This window comes from Nonomuraea sp. NPDC050328 (genome assembly GCF_044459405.1).
Taxonomy (GTDB): Bacteria; Actinomycetota; Actinomycetes; order Streptosporangiales; family Streptosporangiaceae; genus Nonomuraea.
The window spans coordinates 332,349-350,850 of record NZ_JBITIW010000005.1 but is presented as its reverse complement, the minus strand read 5'-3'; the positions used below and the strand labels follow the sequence as shown (position 1 = coordinate 350,850).

Below are 18,502 nucleotides of genomic sequence, written 5' to 3'. Positions count from 1 at the left end.
TCCGCGTGGATCCTATGGCCGGTTCAGCCGAGGAGAAGCACACCGAGCAGGCTGACGCCGCTGATCAGCACGGTGGCGACGGCCCCCAGCAGCATCGGCTTGCGCCCGCCGCGCAGCAACGCCTTGACGTCGATGCCCGCGCCGAGGCCGAAGAGGGCGGCGGCGAGGAGCGCGTTGGTGACCAGCGGGGTGGCCTCGATCACCGTCGGCGGGACCCAGCCGAGGCTCCGGACGACCATCAGGGCCAGGAAGCCGCCGACGAACAGCGGGACGATCGGCGGCTTGGCCGTCCCGGCGGCCGGCTCAGGGTCGGCGGCGGCCCGCAGCCGGAAGGCGGTCATCGCGACCATCGGGGCCAGCAGGACCACCCGGGCCAGCTTCACGATCACCGCCACCGCGAGCACCGAGGCGCCCGCCGCCGCGCCGATCGCGGCCACCTGGGCCACCTCGTGCACCGACGCCCCGGTCCAGAGGCCGAGCTGCCGGTCGGACAGGCCCAGCCAGGAGGCGGCCAGCGGCAGGGCGACGATGGCCAGGCTGCCGTACAGGACCACCGCGCTGAGCGCGCTGGCGGCGTCGGCCTGCTCCTCGTCCGTCTCGGCGGAGCGCTCGTCGGCGGAACGCTCGCCTAGGGTGGCGTGCATCGCGGCGATGGCCGCAGCGCCGCAGATGGAGACGCCGGTGGCCAGCAGCAGGGCGGTGCCCGGGTGCACGCCGAGCCGGCGGCCGATGATCGGGGTCAGCACGAAGGTGACCCCGGTCGCGACGACCACGACGGCGAGCGTCTGCGGGCCGAGCGCGAGCACCTCGGGCAGCGCGATCTGCAGGCCGAGCAGGACGATCGCGGTCCGCAGCACCCGCTTGGACACGAACCGCAGCCCCGGCCGCAACCGCTCGCCGAGCAGCCCGAGGTTGCCCAGGACGGCTCCGCCGATCACCGCGAAGACCGCGGGGCTGACCGCGGGCACCGCCCGGTTGGCCAGGACCGCCAGGACGACGGCGACTCCGGCCACCGCGATGCCGGGCAGGTTGACCCGCGGCCAGGACGACCCGACCGGAATTGACACCATAAGAAGAGCTTTGTCGCAGCTCAGGCCCCCCGGTACCCCGATCTTGCCTGGGAGGTCATAGCCTGAGGCTATGACTGGATGGCCCGACCTCGACTCGCTGAAGCTCCTGGTCGACGTCGGGGAACTCGGCAGCGTCGGCCAGGCGGCCCGCGCCGCCGGCGTCGCCCAGCCCTCGGCGAGCAAGCGCCTGGCCCAGCTCGAACGCCGCCTCGGCCTGCCCCTGCTGGAGCGCACCCCGCGCGGCTCCACCCTCACCGCAGAGGGCCGCATGGTCGCCGGCTGGGCGGTCGCCGTCCTGGACGCCGCCCGCGAGCTCATGCGCAGCGCCGACGCGGTACGGCGGGGCGAGGCGGCCCACCTGCGGGTGGCCGCCAGCATGACGGTCGCCGAGTACCTCGTCCCCCGCTGGCTCGGCGAGTTCCAGGAACGCGAGCCCGAAGCCCAGGCCGGGCTGGACGTGCTCAACTCCGCCGAGGTCATCGCCCGGGTCGTGGCCGGGGAGGTCGAGCTGGGCTTCGTGGAGGGGCCGAGCGTGCCCGAGGCGCTGGACAGCCGGGTCGTGGGGACCGACCGGCTGGTCGTCGTGGTCGCCCCGGGCCATCCGTGGACGCGCCGCCGTACCGCGCTGCGCGGGGTGGAACTCGCGGCCACGCCGCTGGTCGTGCGGGAGCAGGGCTCGGGCACGCGGGAGACGCTCGACCGGGCCATCGGCGACCTGCACCAGGCCGCGCCCCGGCTGGAGCTGGGCTCGAACTCGGCGGTCAAGGGCGCGGCCCAGGCCGGGGCGGCGCCCGCGGTGCTGAGCGCCTACGCGGTGGAGGCCGAGCTGGCCACCGGGCGGCTGGTGGAGGTGCCGCTGGCCGGGGTGAACCTCGTGCGCAGCCTGCGCGCGGTCTGGCGGCGGGGACGCGTGCTCGCCGGTCCGGCCGCGGTGCTGCTGGCGATCGCCAGCCGTCCTTGAGCGGGCTCGCCGAGCCCGGCGACGGAGGTATATCGTCCCGGAATGGCCTATGACGTGGTGGTAGTCGGTGCCGGGCACAACGGGCTGGTGGCGGCGGCGTATCTCGCCAGGGCCGGGCGCCGGGTGCTGGTCCTGGAACGCCTCGACCACGTGGGCGGTCTGGCCATCTCGGCCCAGGCGTTCGACGGCGTGGACGCCCGCCTGTCCAGGTACTCCTACCTGGTCAGCCTGCTGCCGACCAAGGTCGTCACCGACCTCGGCCTGGACATCACGCTGCGCCGCCGCCGCTACGCCTCCTACACGCCGGTCGGGACCGGCGGCCTGCTCGTGGACAACGAGGACGCCGGCCGTACCCGCGACTCCTTCCGCGAGGTCACCGGCGGCGACGCCGACCACGCGGCCTGGACCGCCTTCTACGGCCAGGCCGCCCGCCTGGCCGAGCGGATCGCCCCCACGCTGCTCGAACCGCTGCGCGGCGAGAAGGACTTCAGGGCCCTCGCCGGCTGGGACGAGCTGTTCGAGCGCCCGATCGGCCGCATCGTCCGCGAGCGCTTCACCGACGACACCGTGCGCGGCGTCGTGCTCACCGACGCGCTGATCGGCACCTTCGCCGACCCCGACGAGGACCTGCTGGCCAACCGCTGCTTCCTCTACCACGTGATCGGCGACGGCACCGGCGAGTGGAACGTGCCGGTCGGCGGCATGGGCGCGGTCTCCGGGGCGCTGGAACGAGCCGCCCGCCAGGCCGGGGCGGAGATCAGGACCGGCGCCGAGGTGATCGGCGTGGACCCGAACGGCGAGGTGACCTTCCGCGACGCCTCCGGCGCCGAGCACACCGTGACCGGCGGCCGGGTGCTGCTGAACCTGCCCCCGGACGTCCTGGAGCCGGGCGCGGAAGCGCCCGAGGGCGCCCAGCTCAAGGTCAACATGGTGCTGTCGCGGCTGCCCAGGCTCAAGGACGCCTCGGTCGACCCGCGGGCCGCTTTCAGCGGCACCTTCCACATCAACGAGAGCCAGGCCCAGCTCGCCCGCGCGTACGGCGAGGCCGCCGCGGGCACGATCCCCGCCCTGCCCCCGGCCGAGGTGTACTGCCACTCGCTCACCGACCGGTCGATCCTGGGCGTCGAGGGGGAGACCCTGACCCTGTTCGGCCTGCACATGCCCGCCCGCCTGTTCCGCCGGGACCCCGAGCGCGCCCGGGCCGAGGCGCTCGCCGCCACCCTGCGCTCGATCAACTCCGTCCTGGCCGAGCCGATCGAGGACTGCCTGCTGCACACTCCGGACGGCCGCCCCTGCATCGAGGCCAAGTCGCCGGTCGACCTGGAGACCCAGGCCGGGCTGCCGGGCGGCCACATCTTCCACCGCGACCTCGCCTGGCCGTACGCCGAGGACGCCGCCGACGAGGGCCGGTGGGGCGTGGAGACCGAGCACGACCGCATCCTGCGCTGCGGCGCGGCCGCCCGGCGCGGCGGCGGCGTCAGCGGCATCCCGGGACACAACGCCGCGATGAAGGTGCTGCACGGGTAGGTTCATCGCCTTCTCATCTTCACCGCCTACCGTGGGACCATGAGCGCACGTCTGCTGGTGGTCGACGACGAGCCGGCCCTCCGCGAAGCCCTCCAGTCGAGCCTGGAGTTCGAGGGCTACCGGGTCGAGACGGTCAACGACGGCCTGGCGGCGCTCGAAGCCCTGGAGCGCGAGCCGTACGACGCGGTGCTCCTGGACGTGATGATGCCGCGCCTCGACGGGCTCACCGCGTGCCGCCGGCTGCGCTCGGGCGGCAACCACGTGCCGGTCCTCATGCTGACCGCCCGCGACGCGGTCGGCGACCGGGTGTCGGGGCTCGACGCCGGGGCCGACGACTACCTGGTCAAACCGTTCGAGCTGGACGAACTGCTGGCCCGGGTGCGGGCGCTGCTGCGCCGGGGCGCGATCGGCAGCAACGGCGGGCAGGCCCCGCTGCTGGCCTTCGAGGACCTGCGCATGGACCCTGGCACCCGCGAGGTCACCCGCGCCGGGCACCCGCTCGACCTCACCCGCACCGAGTACCTGCTGCTGGAGCTGTTCCTCATGCACCCGCGCCAGGTGCTGACCCGCGAGCAGATCCTGGCGCACGTGTGGGGCTTCGACTTCGAGCCCACCTCCAACTCCCTCGACGTCTACGTCATGTACCTGCGGCGCAAGACCGAGGTCGAGGGGCTGCCCCGGCTCATCCACACCGTCCGGGGCGTCGGCTACGCCCTCAAGGCGCCTCGGTGAGACACGGCAGCCTGCGCTCCCGGCTGACGCTGCTGGTGACGGCAGCGGTCGCCATCGCCATCGCCGCGGTCGCCGCGGTGTCGGGCTGGCTGGTCTACCGGGAGCTCGACGAGGGGATCAACGCCTCGCTGGAGAACGTGCGTCCGACCCCCGCCGAGGTCCGGGACGTGGGCTGGCCGTGCAAGCAGAACCCGGGCTCGCCACCGCCCGGCAGCCAGTGGTACGGAGGCCCGGTGTGGCAGATCGTGACCGACTCAGGAGAACGCTGCCTGCCGCACGAGCAGTGGCTGGCGATCAAGGTCGAGCCCGCGGACATCGCGGTCACCAAGCTGCCCCCGGAGAAGTCCGTCACCCGGGACGGTGAGCTCAGCAACGGCAAGCACGTCCGCGTTTTGACCACGAGCATCGGCAACGACGGCGCCATCATGGCCGCCATCCCCGAGCACGGCATGTACGGCGCGCTGAGCACCCTGGTGAAGTCGCTCGTCCTGGTCGCCCTGGTCGGGGTGCTCGGGGCCGCGACCATCGGCCTGCTGATCGCCAACACCGCCCTGCGCCCCGTCCGCCGCCTCACCAAGGCCGTCGAGCACATCGCCCAGACCGAGGACCTCGACACCACCATCCCGGTCAAGGGCGACGACGAGATCGCCCGGCTGAGCCGCTCGTTCAACGCGATGACCGCCGCCCTGGCCGGCTCGCGCGACCGCCAGCGCCAGCTCGTCGCCGACGCCGGACACGAGCTGCGCACCCCGCTGACCTCGCTGCGCACCAACATCGACCTGCTGCTGCGCAGCGAGCAGACCGGCCGCGCGCTGGACCCGGCGGCCAAGGAGCGGCTGCTGGTCAACGTCAAGGCGCAGTTCGCCGAGCTGTCCACGCTGGTGGGCGACCTGCTGATGCTCTCGCGCGGCGAGACCGACCGCGAGCCGCACACCCGCTTCGCCTTCCACGAGGTGGTCGCCGCCGCGATCGAGCGCGCGGAGCTGCGCGGCGCCGAGGTCAGGTCGGACCTGGAGCCGTGGTACGTGCTCGGCAACCCGGCCTCCCTGGAGCGGGCCGTGCTCAACCTGCTGGACAACGCCGCCAAGTTCAGCCCGGGGGAGATCGACGTCCAGCTCGAGGCGGGCGTGCTCACCGTGCGCGACCACGGGCCGGGCATCCCCGACCAGGACATGCCGCACGTCTTCGAGCGGTTCTGGCGCTCGTCCTCCGCGCGCAGCCTGCCCGGGTCCGGGCTGGGACTGGCCATCGTCATGCAGGCGGTCAAGGAGGCGGGCGGCTCCGTCGAACTGGAGAACGCGCCGGACGGCGGCGTTCTCGCGACCATCAGCCTGCCCGGTCTAAGCTCGTCTCAGCCGCCCCATGCCTGATCCGGTTGAGGTAACCCCTTGGATCCCACGCAGACAGCCATCCCGACCCGCCTGGTCGAGGTGGTCGTGCCGGTGTACAACGAGCAGGTCGCCCTTCCCGGCAGCATCCGGCGGCTGCACGACTACCTGACCACCACCTTCCCGTACGGCTTCCGCATCACCATCGCCGACAACGCCAGCACCGACGACACGTGGAGGCTGGCGCGGGAACTGGCCCACGAACTGCCGCACGTGCGGGCCGTACACCTGGAGGAGAAGGGCCGCGGCCGGGCGCTGCGCCGGGTGTGGGCGGTCAGCGACGCCGACGTGGTCAGCTACATGGACGTGGACCTGTCCACCGACCTGGGCGCCTTCCTCCCGCTGGTCGCGCCGCTGCTGTCGGGGCACAGCGACCTAGCGATCGGCACCCGGCTGTCGCGCTCGTCGCGGGTGGTGCGCGGGCCGAAACGCGAGTTCATCTCGCGCTCCTACAACCTGCTGCTGCACCTGCTCGGCGCCGGCTTCTCCGACGCGCAGTGCGGCTTCAAGGCGGTCCGCACCGAGGTGGCCCAGGCGCTGCTGCCGCACGTGGAGGACGAGGAGTGGTTCTTCGACACCGAGCTGCTCCTGCTGGCCGAGCGGCAGGGGCTGCGCATCCACGAGGTGCCGGTCGACTGGGTGGACGACCCCGACAGCCGGGTCGACATCGTCCGCACCGCCTACGACGACCTGCGCGGGCTGGCCCGGGTGATGCGCCGGGCCCTGTCGGACGTGGCGGGCATCCCGATGCCCCCGTCGGTACGGCAGGCACGCATGCCCGAGGGCATGGCCCGGCAACTGCCGCGCTTCGCGCTCGTCGGCATCGTCAGCGCGTTGTCGTACATGGTGTTGTTCTGGGTGCTGCGCGGCACCTTCTCGCCGTTCGCGGCCAACGCCATCGCCCTGGTGATCACCGCGATCGGCAACACCGCCGCCAACCGGCGCTTCACCTTCGGGGTGACCGGCTCGGCCCGGGCCCTGCGCCACCAGCTCGAAGGGGCGGTCGCGTTCCTGGTCGGGCTGGCCCTGAGCACGGCCGGTCTGGCCCTCATCCCCGAGGAGGCCTCGCGGGGTGTCGAGCTGGTCGTGGGCGTCGCCGCGAACGCCGCGGCGACCACGGTCCGCTTCCTGTTGCTCCGGGTCTGGGTGTTCCACCCGAAGAGGAGATAGCGGGATACTCTTGGCCGGTGCGCAACAGCCGGGCCGATCAGGCCGATCACCGCAGGGCCGAGCTTCTGGAGGCCACCCGCCGGGTAGTGCTCGAAAAAGGGCTGGCCAATACCCGCGTGGCTGACGTCGCCAAAGCGGTGAACGTCAGCGGCGGACTGATCCACTACCACTTCGCCACGAAGGACGAGCTGCTCACGGCGATGCTCCGGGCGACCCTCGACATCGAGAAGGCCGGCCTGGACGAGCTGGCCGGAGCGCCGGCTCCGGCGGTCGTGCGGCTGGATCGGGTGTTGCGCTACTACATCCCCGAGTCCCGTTCCGACCAGAGCTGGTTGTTGTGGCTGGACGCCTGGAACGTGGCATTGCGCGAGCCGGCGGTGCGGGAGATCGCCCAGCAGGTCGAGCAGGTGTGGCTGAACGCGCTGGAGCGGGTGATCAGGGACGGCGTGGCCGCGGAGGAGTTCGTCTGCGAGGACCCGGCCGGTGCGGCCGAGCGCATCGACGCGATGCTGGACGGGCTGGTGATCCGCTACACCCTGCATCCGAACGTGCTGTCCAGGGAACGGCTGCTCAAGCACGCCCGGATGGCGGCGGCCAAGGAAGTGGCGATCGATCCGGCGGAGTTCGGCGACGACTAGCCACCGGCGGCCTGCCCGGCCGCCTTCGCCCGGTTCAGGCGGGCAGGGCGGCCAGCAGGTAGGCCAGGCGGGCGGCGGCCGACTCGACGTCGTCGGCGCTGCCCAGCCGGTATCCCCACGAGGTGATGAAGGCGCCTTCGTCCGAGCAGGTGACCGTCTCGGCCAGGGTGCTGGAGAAGCGATTGCGCACGGCCACGTAGGCCGGTTCGCAGGACAGGGCGAGATTGTGGACCCGCAGGTCGGCGTGCCGACTCGCGTGCCACGCGAACTGCTCCAAGCAGACCGTCGTGTCCAACATCGTGAGTCACCTCCGCAACATCTTGCCTCAGGATTGCATGATCTTGTCCGGCGAGGCAAGCAATTGCGAACGTTAAAGTGGACTTTGTTTCGCCAAATCGTTAATCACGCGCATGATGATGGATCGTGCGGATTGCCCGAACTCGGCGACCTTGCTGTACGCCTCGAAGATCTCGGCGTAGAACTCCACGTCGCTCCGCTCGCGCAGGTGCAGCTCGTGATGGCGCATCGGCACCATGACCTGCTCCTCGTCGAAGATCCAGAAGCCCGTGGTGATCGCCGAGGGCAACTCGTGCTCGAACGGGATGAGGCCCAGCTTGAGGTTGGGCAGCGTGCTGACCGCGAGCAGCCGGTCCATCTGGCCGAGCATCACGTCGGTGGTGGCGAGCTTGAAGCGCAGGGTGGCCTCGGGCATGATCACCACGAAGGAGCGGGAGCGGTCGTAGAGGATCTCCTGCCGCTTCATCCGCGCCTGGATCGCGCTGTCGATCTCGTCGGGCGCCTTCCACCAGCGCTTGAGCCGGGTGAACACCTGCCGCGAGTACTCCGGCGTCTGCAGCAGGCCCATGATCAGGCCGGCCTCGAAGACTCGCAGGTTCGTGGTGCGCAGCTCGAGTTCGCGGATGTCGTTCTGGAGCACCGCCAGGCTGTCGGAGCCGCGCTGGCGCCAGTCGGCCTGCCGGGCGCTGAGCCCGATCGCCTTGGCGATCAGGTCGTCGGCCTCCGGCGCCGCCGCGCCGGTCGCCTCGGCCCAGGCGACCGCGTCCTCCTCGCTGGCCGTCTGCCGGGCGTTCTCCAGCCGGGAGACCTTGGACGGCTGCCAGTGCAGCCGCTCGGCCAGGTCCTTGCCGGTGAGCCCGGATGCCTCGCGCAATCTCCGCAACTGGGCGCCGAGTTCCACGCGGGCCTGCTGGAAGGTGCTCATTGACCGAGGCTAGCCGCGCCCGGACGGCACCTTCCAGTGGCTGTACGCAATCGTGATCAAGACAGTACGCGTCTTGCGATCTCCACGAGCAACTCGCGCGGGACCTCCACCGCGGCCTCACCCTCCAGCACGTCGCGAAGGTCGCCGAGCGCCTCCGGATCGGTCACGTGCAACCCCTGGACCACGATCGTGCCGCGGTCGGTCTCGTAGAGAGTGGGGCAGGCGCCCGCCTCCGACGTCGAGCCGAGAAACCGTAGGCGCATGGGAACGTCCTCCCCGACGAAATGTCCGCAATTGCTCGCAATTGTAGGGGAGGGGAGATCGTTAGTCTCCTGGTTTACGCATCCACTCCTGCGCCCGGGCGAAAAGGTCCAGCGTGGTGGCGTGCAACAGGTCGCCGATGTCCTTGGGCGCCTTGCCCGCGCAGGCCCGCGCGTGGCTGCCCTCCAGCACGATGCCGAGCTTGAAGCAGGCCAGCACCACATACCAGTCGATCGCCGACAGATCGCGCTCCGACAACTCCGCGTAGCAGGCGACCATCTCCTTCGCCGAGGCCAGGCCCGGCACCTGCGCCTCCATCGACGGCCATGTCGCCACCAGCCAGCCCAGGTCGAGCAGCGGGTCGCCGATCGTGCACATCTCCCAGTCGACGATCGCCGCCACCCGTGGGCCGTCGTGGGCGAACATCAGGTTGGCCAGGTGGTAGTCGCCGTGCATGATCCCGGGGGTGAAGCCGGCCGGGCGGTTGAGCTCCAGCCAGGCGGCGGTCTCGTGCAGGTGGGGGATCTCCGGGCCTGGGTAGCCGTCCAGCTTGCCGTACGACTCCAGCTCGCCCATCCAGCGCGGCACCTGCCGTTCCAGGAAGCCCTCCGGGCGGCCGAAGCCGGGCAGCCGCTCGGCGGGCACGCGGCCGAGCGCGGCCAGCGCGATCGCCGCCTCCAGCCCCATCCGGTGCCGGATCGCCGGGTCGCCGGCGTGCCTGGGCGGCAGCCCGGTCGAGGCGTTGAAGCCGTCGACCGGCTCCATCAGGTAGAAGACCGGCTCGCTCTCGGTCTGCGCGGCGACCAGCCGTGGCGCGGGCACGCCGGTGCCCTCCAGCGCGGCCAGCAGCCGCGCCTCGCGGCGCAGCACCTCGTTGCTCTTGGCGCGCACGTGCGCCGGCGGCCTGCGCAGGACGTACGGCACGCCGCCGCGCTCGAAGCGCACCATGATGTTCTGCGTGCCGCCGAGCACCGGTTCGGCGCCGGTGATCGCGCCCTCCGGAAGCCCGTGCGTGTCCATCCAGGCGCCGAGCGCCTCGAAGTCGACCGCGCTGACGTCGATGTGGGTCATGGCCGCCCTTGGAACCGAACGATGTTCTGGCCGCGAATGTACGGCTGCCGCGCCGGACGGGTCAACCCAGGGCCACGTTGTACGAGGTGACCAGCGAGGGCCGCACGCCCGGCAGCGCCCCGCCCCGGACCATCAGTTTCGTCGAGAAGCCCGGCTGGACGCCGTGCGCCTCGGCCCAGGCGCACACCTCGGTCTGCCGGGTGTCCAGGTCCAGCCGGACCGGCTTGGCGGTGCCCGCCAGGAGGTCGGCCAGCAGTGCCATGGCCGCCTCCGGGTCGCGGGTCACCACGGGGCCGCCCACGAGCTGGTCGCCGGTGTCCCAGACGCCGCCGAAGGCCGCCACGCGCCCGTCGCGCTCGATCACCCGCAGCGGGTCGTGCAGGTCCGGCAGCCGGCGCAGCAGGACGCCGCGGTCCGCCTCGAACAGCTCGCGATCCAGGGCCAGGATCGGCTCCAGGTCCGCGGCGGTCGCGGCCCGGGAGACCCCCGACGGCTCGCCGGCGAAGACGCCCACGTGCGAGGTCACCTCGCCGACCGTCTCGAACCCGAGCCGCTCGTACAGCGGCCGGCCGTTCGGCGTCGCGGTCAGCGACAGCACCAGCCCGTCCGCCTGCTCCAGCACGTACTCCATCAGCCGCCGTGCCAGGCCCTGCCGGGCGTGCGCGGGATCGGTCAGCACCATGCTGATCACGCCGTAACCGGCGCCGTACCGGGTCAGCACCGTCGTCGAGACCAGCGTCCCGCCCAGCAGGAGGCCGTAGACCTCGCCCGCCTCGAACAGCAGCGCCCACTTGCGGCGCTCGGGCAGCCACTCGCGGCTCTTGGCCAGCCGGACGCAGTCGTCCAGCTCATCAGGGGTCAGGCGGCGCATCTCCATAGACGGCCATCCTGTCTGAGGTGCTTTGTCGGGTTCAACTCGATAACCTGCCCCGCGTGGACTGTGTGATCGCGATCGACGTCGGCGGCACCGACCTGAAGGGCGGCCTGGTCGCCCGGGACGGGACCCTCCTGCACCTGGAGACCAGCCCCACCCCGAGCGGCGTGAGCCCGGACGAGGCCATCGCGGCCATCTCCGCCTTCGCCGACACCCTGCACACCCGCGCCGCCTCCGTCTCCCCCTCTTCCCCCACCCCGGCTTCCCCGCACCCTTCCGCCCCTTCCTCCGCCTCTCCCTCCACCCCGGCCGCGGGCGGGCTCCGTCCAATGGCCGTCGGGCTGGCCGTGCCGGGGCTGCACGCCCCCGGCGTCGCCGTCTACTCGGCCGCCTTCGGCTGGCGTGACGTGCCCGCCGCCGCCTTCACCGCCCTCGACCTGCCCGTCGCGCTCGGCCACGACGTCGGAGCCGCCGGCCTGGCCGAGGCGGCGCTCGGCGCCTGCCGGGGCGCACAGCACGCCCTCTTCATCCCCCTGGGCACCGGCCCCGGCGCCACCCTCATCGTCAACGGCTCGCCGTACGAGGGGGACAACGGCTGGGCCGGCCAGCTCGCGCACATCCCGGTCTACCCCGACGGCGAGGACTGCCGCTGCGGCCAGCGCGGCTGCCTGGCCCTGTACTGCGGCGCCCGCTCCATCCCGGCCCGCGCCGGCACCGCCACCGCCCAGGAGGCCGCCGACCTCGCCCGCGCCTGCGGCGACCTGTCCTGCGGCGCCCCGGCCTGTGCCGCCTGGTCGCTGGCCGTCGACGCCCTCGCCATCGGCCTGGCCACCTCCACCCTCCTGCTCGACCCCGACCTCATCGTCCTCGGCGGCGGCCTGTCCCTCGCCGGCGACATCCTGTTCGACCCGCTCCGCACCCGCCTGTCGGCCCGCCTCGCCTTCCGCCCGGCCCCCCGCCTCCTCCCGTCCGCCCTGGGCGCCCTCGCCGGCCTCCACGGCGCCGCCCTCCTCGGCTGGCAGGCCGCCGCATGACCTAAAGGGTCTGCTTCTGCTAGGGGGACGGGACGTCGGTGAGCTGGGCGCGCAGGTGTTCGCCCAAGGATTTGGCCTGGGGGTCGAGGCGGGTGCTGGCGGCGACGCCGCGGCCGAGGAGGCCGTGGATGACGAAGTTGACCGCCAGGAGGTTGGGGAACTCGAAGCGTTCGACGCGCAGGGCGGCGAGTTCGGGCAGGAGGGTGCGGAGGCGGTCCACGGTGAGGTGGGCGGCCAGCCACGGGTAGTGCTCGGGGGTGCGGACCCAGACGCCGAGGTTGGCGTTGCCGCCCTTGTCGCCGGAACGGGCCCCCGCGACCGTGCCGAGCGGGGCTCGGACGGTGGGGAGGTCTGCGGCGGGGGGCTCCTCGGATGGGAGGGGTGGCAAAGGGGAGGTGGGGGAGGCGGGCGGGTGAGGGACGGGGAAAGTGTCGCCGTCCAGGTGGACGGTGGGGGTGACCTCGGTGGCGGGGACGAGCACCGGCCAGTAGACCCCGTACGGCGAGGCGTCCCCCGGCGGGGTGAGCCCGTAGAAGCCCGGGTAGGAGGCGAGCCCCGTCTCGACGACGGCCGAGGAGAAGCGCCGTCCGGCGACGGCCCGGTCAGGGTCCAGGACGGTGATCCGCAGCAGCGGCGGGTCGAAGCCGACCTCGACCCGCTCGAAGGTGTCACGCGGGACCCGCGCCCAGATCGCCTCCTCGGCCACCCGGGCCTTGGCCTCCAGGTCGAGCCCGGTGAGGACGAGGGTCATGGTGTTGCGGTAGCCGCCCAGGTAGTTGACGGCCACCTTGAGCGTCTCGGGCGGCGGCTCGCCCCGCACGCCGGTGATGCGGACCCGGTCGGGGCCGTCCTGGGTGAGGGTGATGGTGTCGAAGCGGGCGACGGCGTCCGGGCCGAGGTAGCGGGGGCCGCCGATCTCGTAGAGGAGCTGCGCGGTGACCGTGCCGACCGAGACCAGGCCGCCGGTGCCGGGGTGCTTGGTGATCACGCTGGAGCCGTCGGCGTACAGCTCGGCGAGCGGGAAGCCGCAGTGGGCCAGGTCGGGGACCTCGTCGAAGAAGGCGTAGTTGCCGCCGGTGGCCTGGCAGCCGCATTCGATGACGTGCCCGGCGACGACGGATCCGGCCAGGGCGTCGAGGTCGCCGGGCTGCCAGCCGTACCGCCAGATGCCCGGGCCGGTGACCAGAGCGGCGTCGGTGACGCGGCCGGTGACGACGACGTCGGCGCCGGCGCTCAGCGCGGCGGCGATGGGCCGGCCGCCGAGGTAGGCGTTGGCGGTGAGCGGCGCGGCGTCGAGGAGTTCGCCGGTGTCGGCGTTGACCAGGTCGAGCGGCCGGCCGGACAGGTCGTCGCCGAGCACGTGCGCGACGCGCGGGCGCAGGCCCAGCTTGGCGGCCAGGTCGGTGACGGCGGCGGCGCAGCCGGCCGGGTCGAGGCCGCCGGCGTTCGAGACGATCTTGATGCCGCGGTCGAGGCAGGTGCCGAGGACCTGTTCGAGCTGCTTGAGGAAGGTGGTCGCGTACCCGGGGCGGCCCTTGAGGCGGTTCCCGGCCAGGATGAGCATGGTCAGCTCGGCCAGCCAGTCGCCGGTCAGCACGTCGATCGGGCCGCCCTCGACCATCTCGCGGGCGGCCGACAGGCGGTCGCCGTAGAAGCCGCTGCAGTTGGCGATCCGCAGCGGCGCGGTCAGCGGGTCCACTTCGGCGGCCTCTTCTCCATGAAGGCGGCGATGCCCTCCTGCCCCTCCTCCGAGGTGAAGCGCTGGGCCGACAGCGCGGCCATCTGCCGCAGCGCCTCGTCGAAGGAGAGCGCGGGCAGCTCGCGCAGCAGCCGCTTGGTGATCGCCAGCGCCTCGGGGCCGCCCTTGATCAGCATCTCGGCGTAGTGGCCCACGGTCGCGTCGAGCTCGGACTCGGGGACGGCCCGGGTGATCAGCCCGGTCTCCTGGGCGCGCGCGGCGTCGAAGACCTCGCCGGTCATCAGGTACTCGCCCGCCGCCCTGGACTCCATCCGGCGCAGCACCGGCACCGAGATCATCGCCGGGACGACGCCCAGCCGTACCTCGGAGAAGGCGAAGGAGGCGGTCAGCGGCGCGATGGCGAAGTCGCACGAGGCGACCAGACCGAGGCCGCCGGCGCGGGCGGTGCCGTTCATGCGGCAGATGACCGGCTTCGGGCTCTCCCAGATGAGCGACATGATCTCCGGGAAGGAGGCGGTGACCGGCGCGTCGGCGGCGCCGCGGTCGGGCTCGACCCGCTGCTCCTTGAGGTCGGCCCCGGAGCAGAACACGGTGCCGGTGGCGGTCAGCACGATGATCCGGACCTCCGGCTCGGCCAGCGCCCAGTTGAGCCGGTCCTCGAGGTCGGTCAGCAGCCGCACCGACAGCGCGTTGCGGTTGGGCGGCGAGTCCAGCGTGATCGTGGCGACGCCGCCGTCGAGCTGCTTGTGCACCAGTCGCGTCATGCCGCGTCCCCTTCGGTAATGATCGCCAGCACCGTCCCGGCCTGGACGTGCCGGCCCTTCTCGACGGCCACCTCGGCGACCAGTCCGGCGGCCGGGGCGGTGATCCGATGTTCCATCTTCATCGCCTCCAGGACGACGACCGCCTGCCCGGCGCCGACCCGGTCGCCCGGATGCACCTCGACTCGAAGCACCGTACCGGGCATCGGCGCGAGCAAGGAGCCCGGGGCCAGGTGCACGACCGGCTCGGGCAGCCGCGGCAGCTCGGTCAGCCGCAGCGCGCCGAGCGGGGAGTCGACGTGCACGAGGTCGCCGTAGCGGGCGACGTCGAAGCCCAGCCGCAGCCGGTCGCGCTCCAGGACCACGCGCTCGGGCGTGGCGCTGATCACGGTGACCTCCGGCGGCAGCGGGTGGTGCACGACCTCCAGCTCCTCGCCCTCGGCGGTGACGAAGCGGGTCGTCGCGGGCTGGGAGCGGACGTTCCGCCAGTGCGCGGGCAGGGCTGGCTGGACCGTCGCGGCGGCCCGGTGCGCCGCGGTCATCGCCAGCGCGGCGGCCAGGGCGGCGAGCTCGGGCGACCGGGCGGGGCTGGCCGGGGTCTCGTCGATGAGCGAGGTGTGCAGCCGCGCCGCCACGAAGTCCGGATTTCTCAGGACATCGAGGAGAAGGTCGCGGTTGGTGAGCACGCCGTGCAGCCGCGCCCCGGTCAGCGCCGCGGTGAGCTTCCGCAGCGCTTCGGTACGGCTGGCGCCGTGCGCGACCACCTTGGCCAGCATCGGGTCGTAGTGCGGCGAGACGACGCTCCCCGGCTCCACGCCCGAATCGACCCGCACGTCCCCGGGCAGGTCGAACCGGTGGATCGTCCCGGTCTGCGGCACGTAGGCGCGGTCCTCGGCATACAGCCGGGCCTCGATCGCGTGCCCGGCCGCCGGGGGAGGCCCGGCGGGCAGCCGCGCGCCCTCGGCGATCTCGATCTGCAGCCGCACCAGGTCCACCCCGTGGACCAGCTCGGTGACCGGGTGCTCGACCTGGAGCCGGGTGTTCATCTCCAGGAAGGCGACGTCCTCGCCCCGGACCAGGAACTCCAGGGTCCCGGCCCCGACGTAGCCGATCGCGCGGGCCGCCTCGCGCGCCGCCGTGGCCAGCCGCTCGCGCACCCCTTCGGCGAGCGCCGGAGCGGGCGACTCCTCGATCACCTTCTGGTGCCGCCGCTGCACAGAGCAGTCGCGCTCGCCCAGCGCCCACACCGTCCCGTGCCGGTCGGCCAGCACCTGCACCTCGACGTGCCGGGCCCGCTCCAGCAGCGGCTCGGCGAAGACGGCGCCGTCGCCGAACGCGGCCAGCGCCTCCCGCGCCGCCGAGGCGAACTCGCGCTCCAGGTCGGCCGGCTCGCGCACCACCCGCATGCCGCGCCCGCCGCCACCCGCCGCCGCCTTCACCAGCAGCGGGAAGGCCTCGGGCGGCGGCTGCTGCCCCGGCAGGTAGGTGGCCGAGACCGGCGCGCCCGCCTCGGCCATCAGCCGCTTGGCCTCGGTCTTGGAGCCCATCGCCGCGATGGCCTCCGGGCCGGGGCCGATCCAGGTCAGCCCCTCCGCCAGCACCGCCTCGGCGAAGGCGGCGCTCTCGGCCAGGAAACCGTAGCCGGGGTGCACCGCGTCCGCCCCGGAGGTACGGCAGGCGTCGAGCAGGGCGGGGATGGCGAGATAGGTCTCGGCGGGGGCCGTGCCGCTGAGCCGTACCGCCTGGTCGGCCTCGGCCACGTGCGGCGAGCCGGCGTCGGCGTCGGAGAAGACCGCGACGGTCGAGATGCCGAGCTCGCGGCAGGTGCGGAAGACGCGGCGGGCGATCTCGCCCCGGTTGGCGACCAGCACACGGGTGATCATGGACGGAACACTCCAAACCCGGAGGGCGCGGGGACCGGCGCGCTGTTGATCGCCGACAGGCACAACCCCAGCACGGTGCGCGTGTCACGCGGATCGATCACGCCGTCGTCGTAGAGCCGGCCGGACAGGAAGAACGGCAGCGACTCGGCCTCGATCTGCGCCTCCACCATGGCCCGCATCGCCGCGTCGCCCTCCTCGTCGTACACCTGCCCGCGCGCCTGCGCGGCGGCCCGGCCGACGATCGACAGCACCCCGGCGAGCTGCGCCGGGCCCATCACCGCCGACTTCGCGCTCGGCCAGGTGAACAGGAAGCGCGGGTCGTAGGCCCGGCCGCACATGCCGTAGTTGCCCGCGCCGTAGGAGGCGCCCATGACGACGGTGAGATGCGGCACGGTCGAGTTCGCCACCGCGTTGATCATCATCGCGCCGTGCTTGATGATCCCGCCCTGCTCGTACTCCTGGCCGACCATGTAACCGGTGGTGTTTTGGAGGAAGATCAACGGCGTGCGCGACTGGTTGGCGAGCTGGATGAACTGCGTCGCCTTCTGCGACTCCTCGCTGAACAGCACCCCCCGCGCGTTGGCCAGGAAGCCGACCGCGTAGCCGTGCACCCGCGCCCACCCGGTCACCAGCGACTCGCCGTACAGCGGCTTGAACTCCTCGAACTCGCTGCCGTCGGCGATCCGCACGATCACCTCCCGCGGGTCGAACGGCACCCGCAGATCCGCCGGCACCAGGTCGAGCAGGCCGTCGGCGTCGTGCAGCGGCTCGCGCACCGGCCCCGGCGCGACGCCGAGCTTGCGCCAGTTGAGCGAGCGCACGATGCTCCGCCCGATGCGCAGCGCGTCGTGCTCGTCGGCGGCCAGGTAGTCGGCCAGCCCGCTGGTGCGCGCGTGCATCTCCGCCCCGCCCAGCGACTCGTCGTCGGACTCCTCGCCGGTGGCCATCTTGACCAGCGGCGGCCCGCCCAGGAACACCTTGGCGCGCTCCTTGACCATGACCACGTAGTCGCTCATGCCCGGCACGTACGCGCCGCCCGCGGTGGAGTTGCCGAAGACCAGCGCGATCGTCGGAATGCCCGCCGCCGACAACCGCGTCAGGTCGCGGAAGATCCGCCCGCCCGGGATGAAGATCTCCTTCTGGGTGGGCAGATCGGCGCCGCCCGACTCGACCAGATTGACGTACGGCAGGCGGTTGGCCAGGGCGATGTCGGCGGCGCGCAACGACTTGCGCAGCGTCCACGGATTGGAGGCTCCGCCGCGCACGGTCGGGTCGTTCGCGGTGATCAGGCACTCGACGCCCTCGATCACCCCGATGCCGGTCACCACGCTGGCCCCGACCGGGAACTCGCTGCCCCAGCCGGCCAGCGGCGACAGTTCCAGGAACGCGGTGCCGGGATCCAGCAGCAGCTCGATGCGCTCCCGGGCCAGCAGCTTGCCGCGGGCGCGGTGGCGCTGGACGTACTTCTCGCCGCCCCCGCCGACCGCCTTGGCCAGTTCGGCGTCGAGCTCGGCCAGCTTGGCCAGCATCGCCGCCCGGTTGCCGCTCATTTTCCGCCCTCCTGAGCTGACATGGGCGTCAAGCCTATGGCCCGCGCCCACAACGTGGTCAGCAACGCCACGGCGGTCTCCTCGTCGGCCCGTTCCCCCAGATCCAGCCAGACGTGGGCGAAGTGCTCCACCATGCCGCCCAGCATGATCGCGGTCAGCCGGGGGTCGAGCGCCGGGTCGGCCAGGCCCTGCTCCTGCAGCCGGCGCAGCCCCTCGGCGCCGCGCCGTACGAACACCTCCCGGACCTCCAGCAGCAGCTCGCGGAAGCGGTCGTCGGCCGCGGCGGCCTGCTCCAGCACCCGCACCAGCCGGGAATTGCTCGCCCAGGCGCGCAGGTAGAGCCGGTTGGCCGCCTCGATCCGCGCCCGCGGATCGCCCGGCGCCGCCGAGCCCACCACGCTGGCGGCGAACATCTCGCCCACCACCGCGCCGGCCACCTCGGTGAACAGCTCTTCCTTGGAGTCGAAGTAGGTGTAGAAGGTGCCATGCGAGACACCCGCCCGGGCGCACACGTCGTCCACCCGGACGGCGTCGAGCCCCTGCTCCTCGAAGGCCGCCCGGCCCGCCTGCAGCAGCGCCGACCGCGTGCGCTTGCCGCGGGCGGTGGCGGGGTCAGACTTGACGATCACGTCAAGAATCTAACCCGAGGCGGGCTCGGTGA

General features: G+C 72.8%; 18 protein-coding genes. 7 read left to right on the top strand and 11 right to left on the bottom strand.

The genetic code is table 11. The features are described from left to right. Positions 1 to 23: 23 nt before the first annotated feature. Positions 24 to 1,070, bottom strand: a complete 1,047-nt coding sequence (locus tag ACIBG7_RS21345; RefSeq protein WP_397337338.1) for a YeiH family protein — start codon at positions 1,068 to 1,070, stop codon at positions 24 to 26. A 70-nt stretch (positions 1,071 to 1,140) separates the two neighbouring features. Here ACIBG7_RS21345 and ACIBG7_RS21340 point away from each other — a divergent pair, with 70 nt between their 5' ends. The 6 genes from ACIBG7_RS21340 to ACIBG7_RS21315 are packed head-to-tail and all read left to right on the top strand — an operon-like array spanning position 1,141 to position 7,486. Next, positions 1,141 to 2,031, top strand: coding sequence for a LysR family transcriptional regulator (locus tag ACIBG7_RS21340; RefSeq protein WP_357920516.1), 891 nt, complete (start codon positions 1,141 to 1,143; stop codon positions 2,029 to 2,031). Positions 2,032 to 2,073: 42 nt separating this feature from the next. Further along, positions 2,074 to 3,558, top strand: a complete 1,485-nt coding sequence (locus tag ACIBG7_RS21335; protein WP_357920514.1) for an NAD(P)/FAD-dependent oxidoreductase — start codon at positions 2,074 to 2,076, stop codon at positions 3,556 to 3,558. A 39-nt stretch (positions 3,559 to 3,597) separates the two neighbouring features. Continuing rightward, on the top strand, positions 3,598 to 4,290 hold the full coding sequence (locus ACIBG7_RS21330; protein ID WP_357920511.1) for a response regulator transcription factor: 693 nt from the start codon (positions 3,598 to 3,600) through the stop codon (positions 4,288 to 4,290). Beyond that, a complete protein-coding gene (locus ACIBG7_RS21325) occupies positions 4,287 to 5,660 on the top strand; it encodes an ATP-binding protein (protein ID WP_397337337.1) in 1,374 nt (457 codons plus the stop codon). Before ACIBG7_RS21330 ends, ACIBG7_RS21325 begins: the two co-directional genes overlap by 4 nt. A gap of 18 nt (positions 5,661 to 5,678) precedes the next feature. Further along, the gene (locus tag ACIBG7_RS21320; protein ID WP_357920505.1) at positions 5,679 to 6,848 is read left to right on the top strand and encodes a bifunctional glycosyltransferase family 2/GtrA family protein; all 1,170 of its coding nucleotides are present in this window, start codon (positions 5,679 to 5,681) and stop codon (positions 6,846 to 6,848) included. 17 nt (positions 6,849 to 6,865) lie between these two features. Beyond that, entirely contained in the window at positions 6,866 to 7,486 is a 621-nt protein-coding gene (locus tag ACIBG7_RS21315) for a TetR/AcrR family transcriptional regulator (RefSeq protein ID WP_357920502.1), read from the top strand. A 34-nt stretch (positions 7,487 to 7,520) separates the two neighbouring features. Here the strand turns inward: ACIBG7_RS21315 and ACIBG7_RS21310 are convergent, their stop codons facing one another. The 5 genes from ACIBG7_RS21310 to ACIBG7_RS21290 form a co-directional block, all read right to left on the bottom strand. Beyond that, a complete protein-coding gene (locus ACIBG7_RS21310; protein WP_357920499.1) occupies positions 7,521 to 7,784 on the bottom strand; it encodes a hypothetical protein in 264 nt (87 codons plus the stop codon). Positions 7,785 to 7,856: 72 nt separating this feature from the next. Next, a complete protein-coding gene (locus ACIBG7_RS21305) occupies positions 7,857 to 8,708 on the bottom strand; it encodes a helix-turn-helix transcriptional regulator (RefSeq protein ID WP_357920496.1) in 852 nt (283 codons plus the stop codon). 56 nt (positions 8,709 to 8,764) lie between these two features. After that, a complete protein-coding gene (locus ACIBG7_RS21300; RefSeq protein ID WP_357920493.1) occupies positions 8,765 to 8,971 on the bottom strand; it encodes a hypothetical protein in 207 nt (68 codons plus the stop codon). 61 nt (positions 8,972 to 9,032) lie between these two features. Next, positions 9,033 to 10,040 carry a phosphotransferase family protein gene (locus tag ACIBG7_RS21295; RefSeq protein WP_397337336.1) on the bottom strand — a complete coding sequence of 336 codons (1,008 nt, stop codon included), beginning with the start codon at positions 10,038 to 10,040 and terminating at the stop codon, positions 9,033 to 9,035. 61 nt (positions 10,041 to 10,101) lie between these two features. Further along, entirely contained in the window at positions 10,102 to 10,917 is an 816-nt protein-coding gene (locus ACIBG7_RS21290) for a GNAT family N-acetyltransferase (RefSeq protein ID WP_397337335.1), read from the bottom strand. 56 nt (positions 10,918 to 10,973) lie between these two features. Here ACIBG7_RS21290 and ACIBG7_RS21285 point away from each other — a divergent pair, with 56 nt between their 5' ends. Then, on the top strand, positions 10,974 to 11,948 hold the full coding sequence (locus ACIBG7_RS21285) for an ROK family protein (RefSeq protein ID WP_397337334.1): 975 nt from the start codon (positions 10,974 to 10,976) through the stop codon (positions 11,946 to 11,948). 19 nt (positions 11,949 to 11,967) lie between these two features. Here ACIBG7_RS21285 and ACIBG7_RS21280 read toward each other — a convergent pair whose 3' ends face one another. From ACIBG7_RS21280 to ACIBG7_RS21260, 5 genes are all read right to left on the bottom strand, one after another. Further along, entirely contained in the window at positions 11,968 to 13,569 is a 1,602-nt protein-coding gene (locus ACIBG7_RS21280) for an acyclic terpene utilization AtuA family protein (RefSeq protein WP_397337492.1), read from the bottom strand. 65 nt (positions 13,570 to 13,634) lie between these two features. Next, positions 13,635 to 14,411, bottom strand: coding sequence for an enoyl-CoA hydratase-related protein (locus tag ACIBG7_RS21275; RefSeq protein WP_357920476.1), 777 nt, complete (start codon positions 14,409 to 14,411; stop codon positions 13,635 to 13,637). Next, positions 14,408 to 16,291: a biotin carboxylase N-terminal domain-containing protein gene (locus tag ACIBG7_RS21270; RefSeq protein WP_397337333.1), complete on the bottom strand. Its 1,884-nt coding sequence runs from the start codon at positions 16,289 to 16,291 to the stop codon at positions 14,408 to 14,410. Before ACIBG7_RS21270 ends, ACIBG7_RS21275 begins: the two co-directional genes overlap by 4 nt. Continuing rightward, a complete protein-coding gene (locus ACIBG7_RS21265; protein ID WP_397337332.1) occupies positions 16,288 to 17,841 on the bottom strand; it encodes an acyl-CoA carboxylase subunit beta in 1,554 nt (517 codons plus the stop codon). The genes ACIBG7_RS21270 and ACIBG7_RS21265 overlap by 4 nt, the downstream gene beginning before the upstream one ends. Next, the gene (locus tag ACIBG7_RS21260) at positions 17,838 to 18,470 is read right to left on the bottom strand and encodes a TetR/AcrR family transcriptional regulator (protein WP_357920468.1); all 633 of its coding nucleotides are present in this window, start codon (positions 18,468 to 18,470) and stop codon (positions 17,838 to 17,840) included. Before ACIBG7_RS21260 ends, ACIBG7_RS21265 begins: the two co-directional genes overlap by 4 nt. Positions 18,471 to 18,502: the final 32 nt, after the last annotated feature.

Coding starts and splice junctions, on each gene's coding strand:
- ACIBG7_RS21345 (WP_397337338.1), bottom strand. CDS start 1,070: ATGGTGTCAATTCCGGTCGGGTCGTCCTGGCCGCGGGTCAACCTGCCC.
- ACIBG7_RS21340 (WP_357920516.1), top strand. CDS start 1,141: ATGACTGGATGGCCCGACCTCGACTCGCTGAAGCTCCTGGTCGACGTC.
- ACIBG7_RS21335 (WP_357920514.1), top strand. CDS start 2,074: ATGGCCTATGACGTGGTGGTAGTCGGTGCCGGGCACAACGGGCTGGTG.
- ACIBG7_RS21330 (WP_357920511.1), top strand. CDS start 3,598: ATGAGCGCACGTCTGCTGGTGGTCGACGACGAGCCGGCCCTCCGCGAA.
- ACIBG7_RS21310 (WP_357920499.1), bottom strand. CDS start 7,784: ATGTTGGACACGACGGTCTGCTTGGAGCAGTTCGCGTGGCACGCGAGT.
- ACIBG7_RS21305 (WP_357920496.1), bottom strand. CDS start 8,708: ATGAGCACCTTCCAGCAGGCCCGCGTGGAACTCGGCGCCCAGTTGCGG.
- ACIBG7_RS21300 (WP_357920493.1), bottom strand. CDS start 8,971: ATGCGCCTACGGTTTCTCGGCTCGACGTCGGAGGCGGGCGCCTGCCCC.
- ACIBG7_RS21295 (WP_397337336.1), bottom strand. CDS start 10,040: ATGACCCACATCGACGTCAGCGCGGTCGACTTCGAGGCGCTCGGCGCC.
- ACIBG7_RS21290 (WP_397337335.1), bottom strand. CDS start 10,917: ATGGAGATGCGCCGCCTGACCCCTGATGAGCTGGACGACTGCGTCCGG.
- ACIBG7_RS21280 (WP_397337492.1), bottom strand. CDS start 13,569: ATGGTCGAGGGCGGCCCGATCGACGTGCTGACCGGCGACTGGCTGGCC.
- ACIBG7_RS21275 (WP_357920476.1), bottom strand. CDS start 14,411: ATGACGCGACTGGTGCACAAGCAGCTCGACGGCGGCGTCGCCACGATC.
- ACIBG7_RS21270 (WP_397337333.1), bottom strand. CDS start 16,291: ATGATCACCCGTGTGCTGGTCGCCAACCGGGGCGAGATCGCCCGCCGC.
- ACIBG7_RS21265 (WP_397337332.1), bottom strand. CDS start 17,841: ATGAGCGGCAACCGGGCGGCGATGCTGGCCAAGCTGGCCGAGCTCGAC.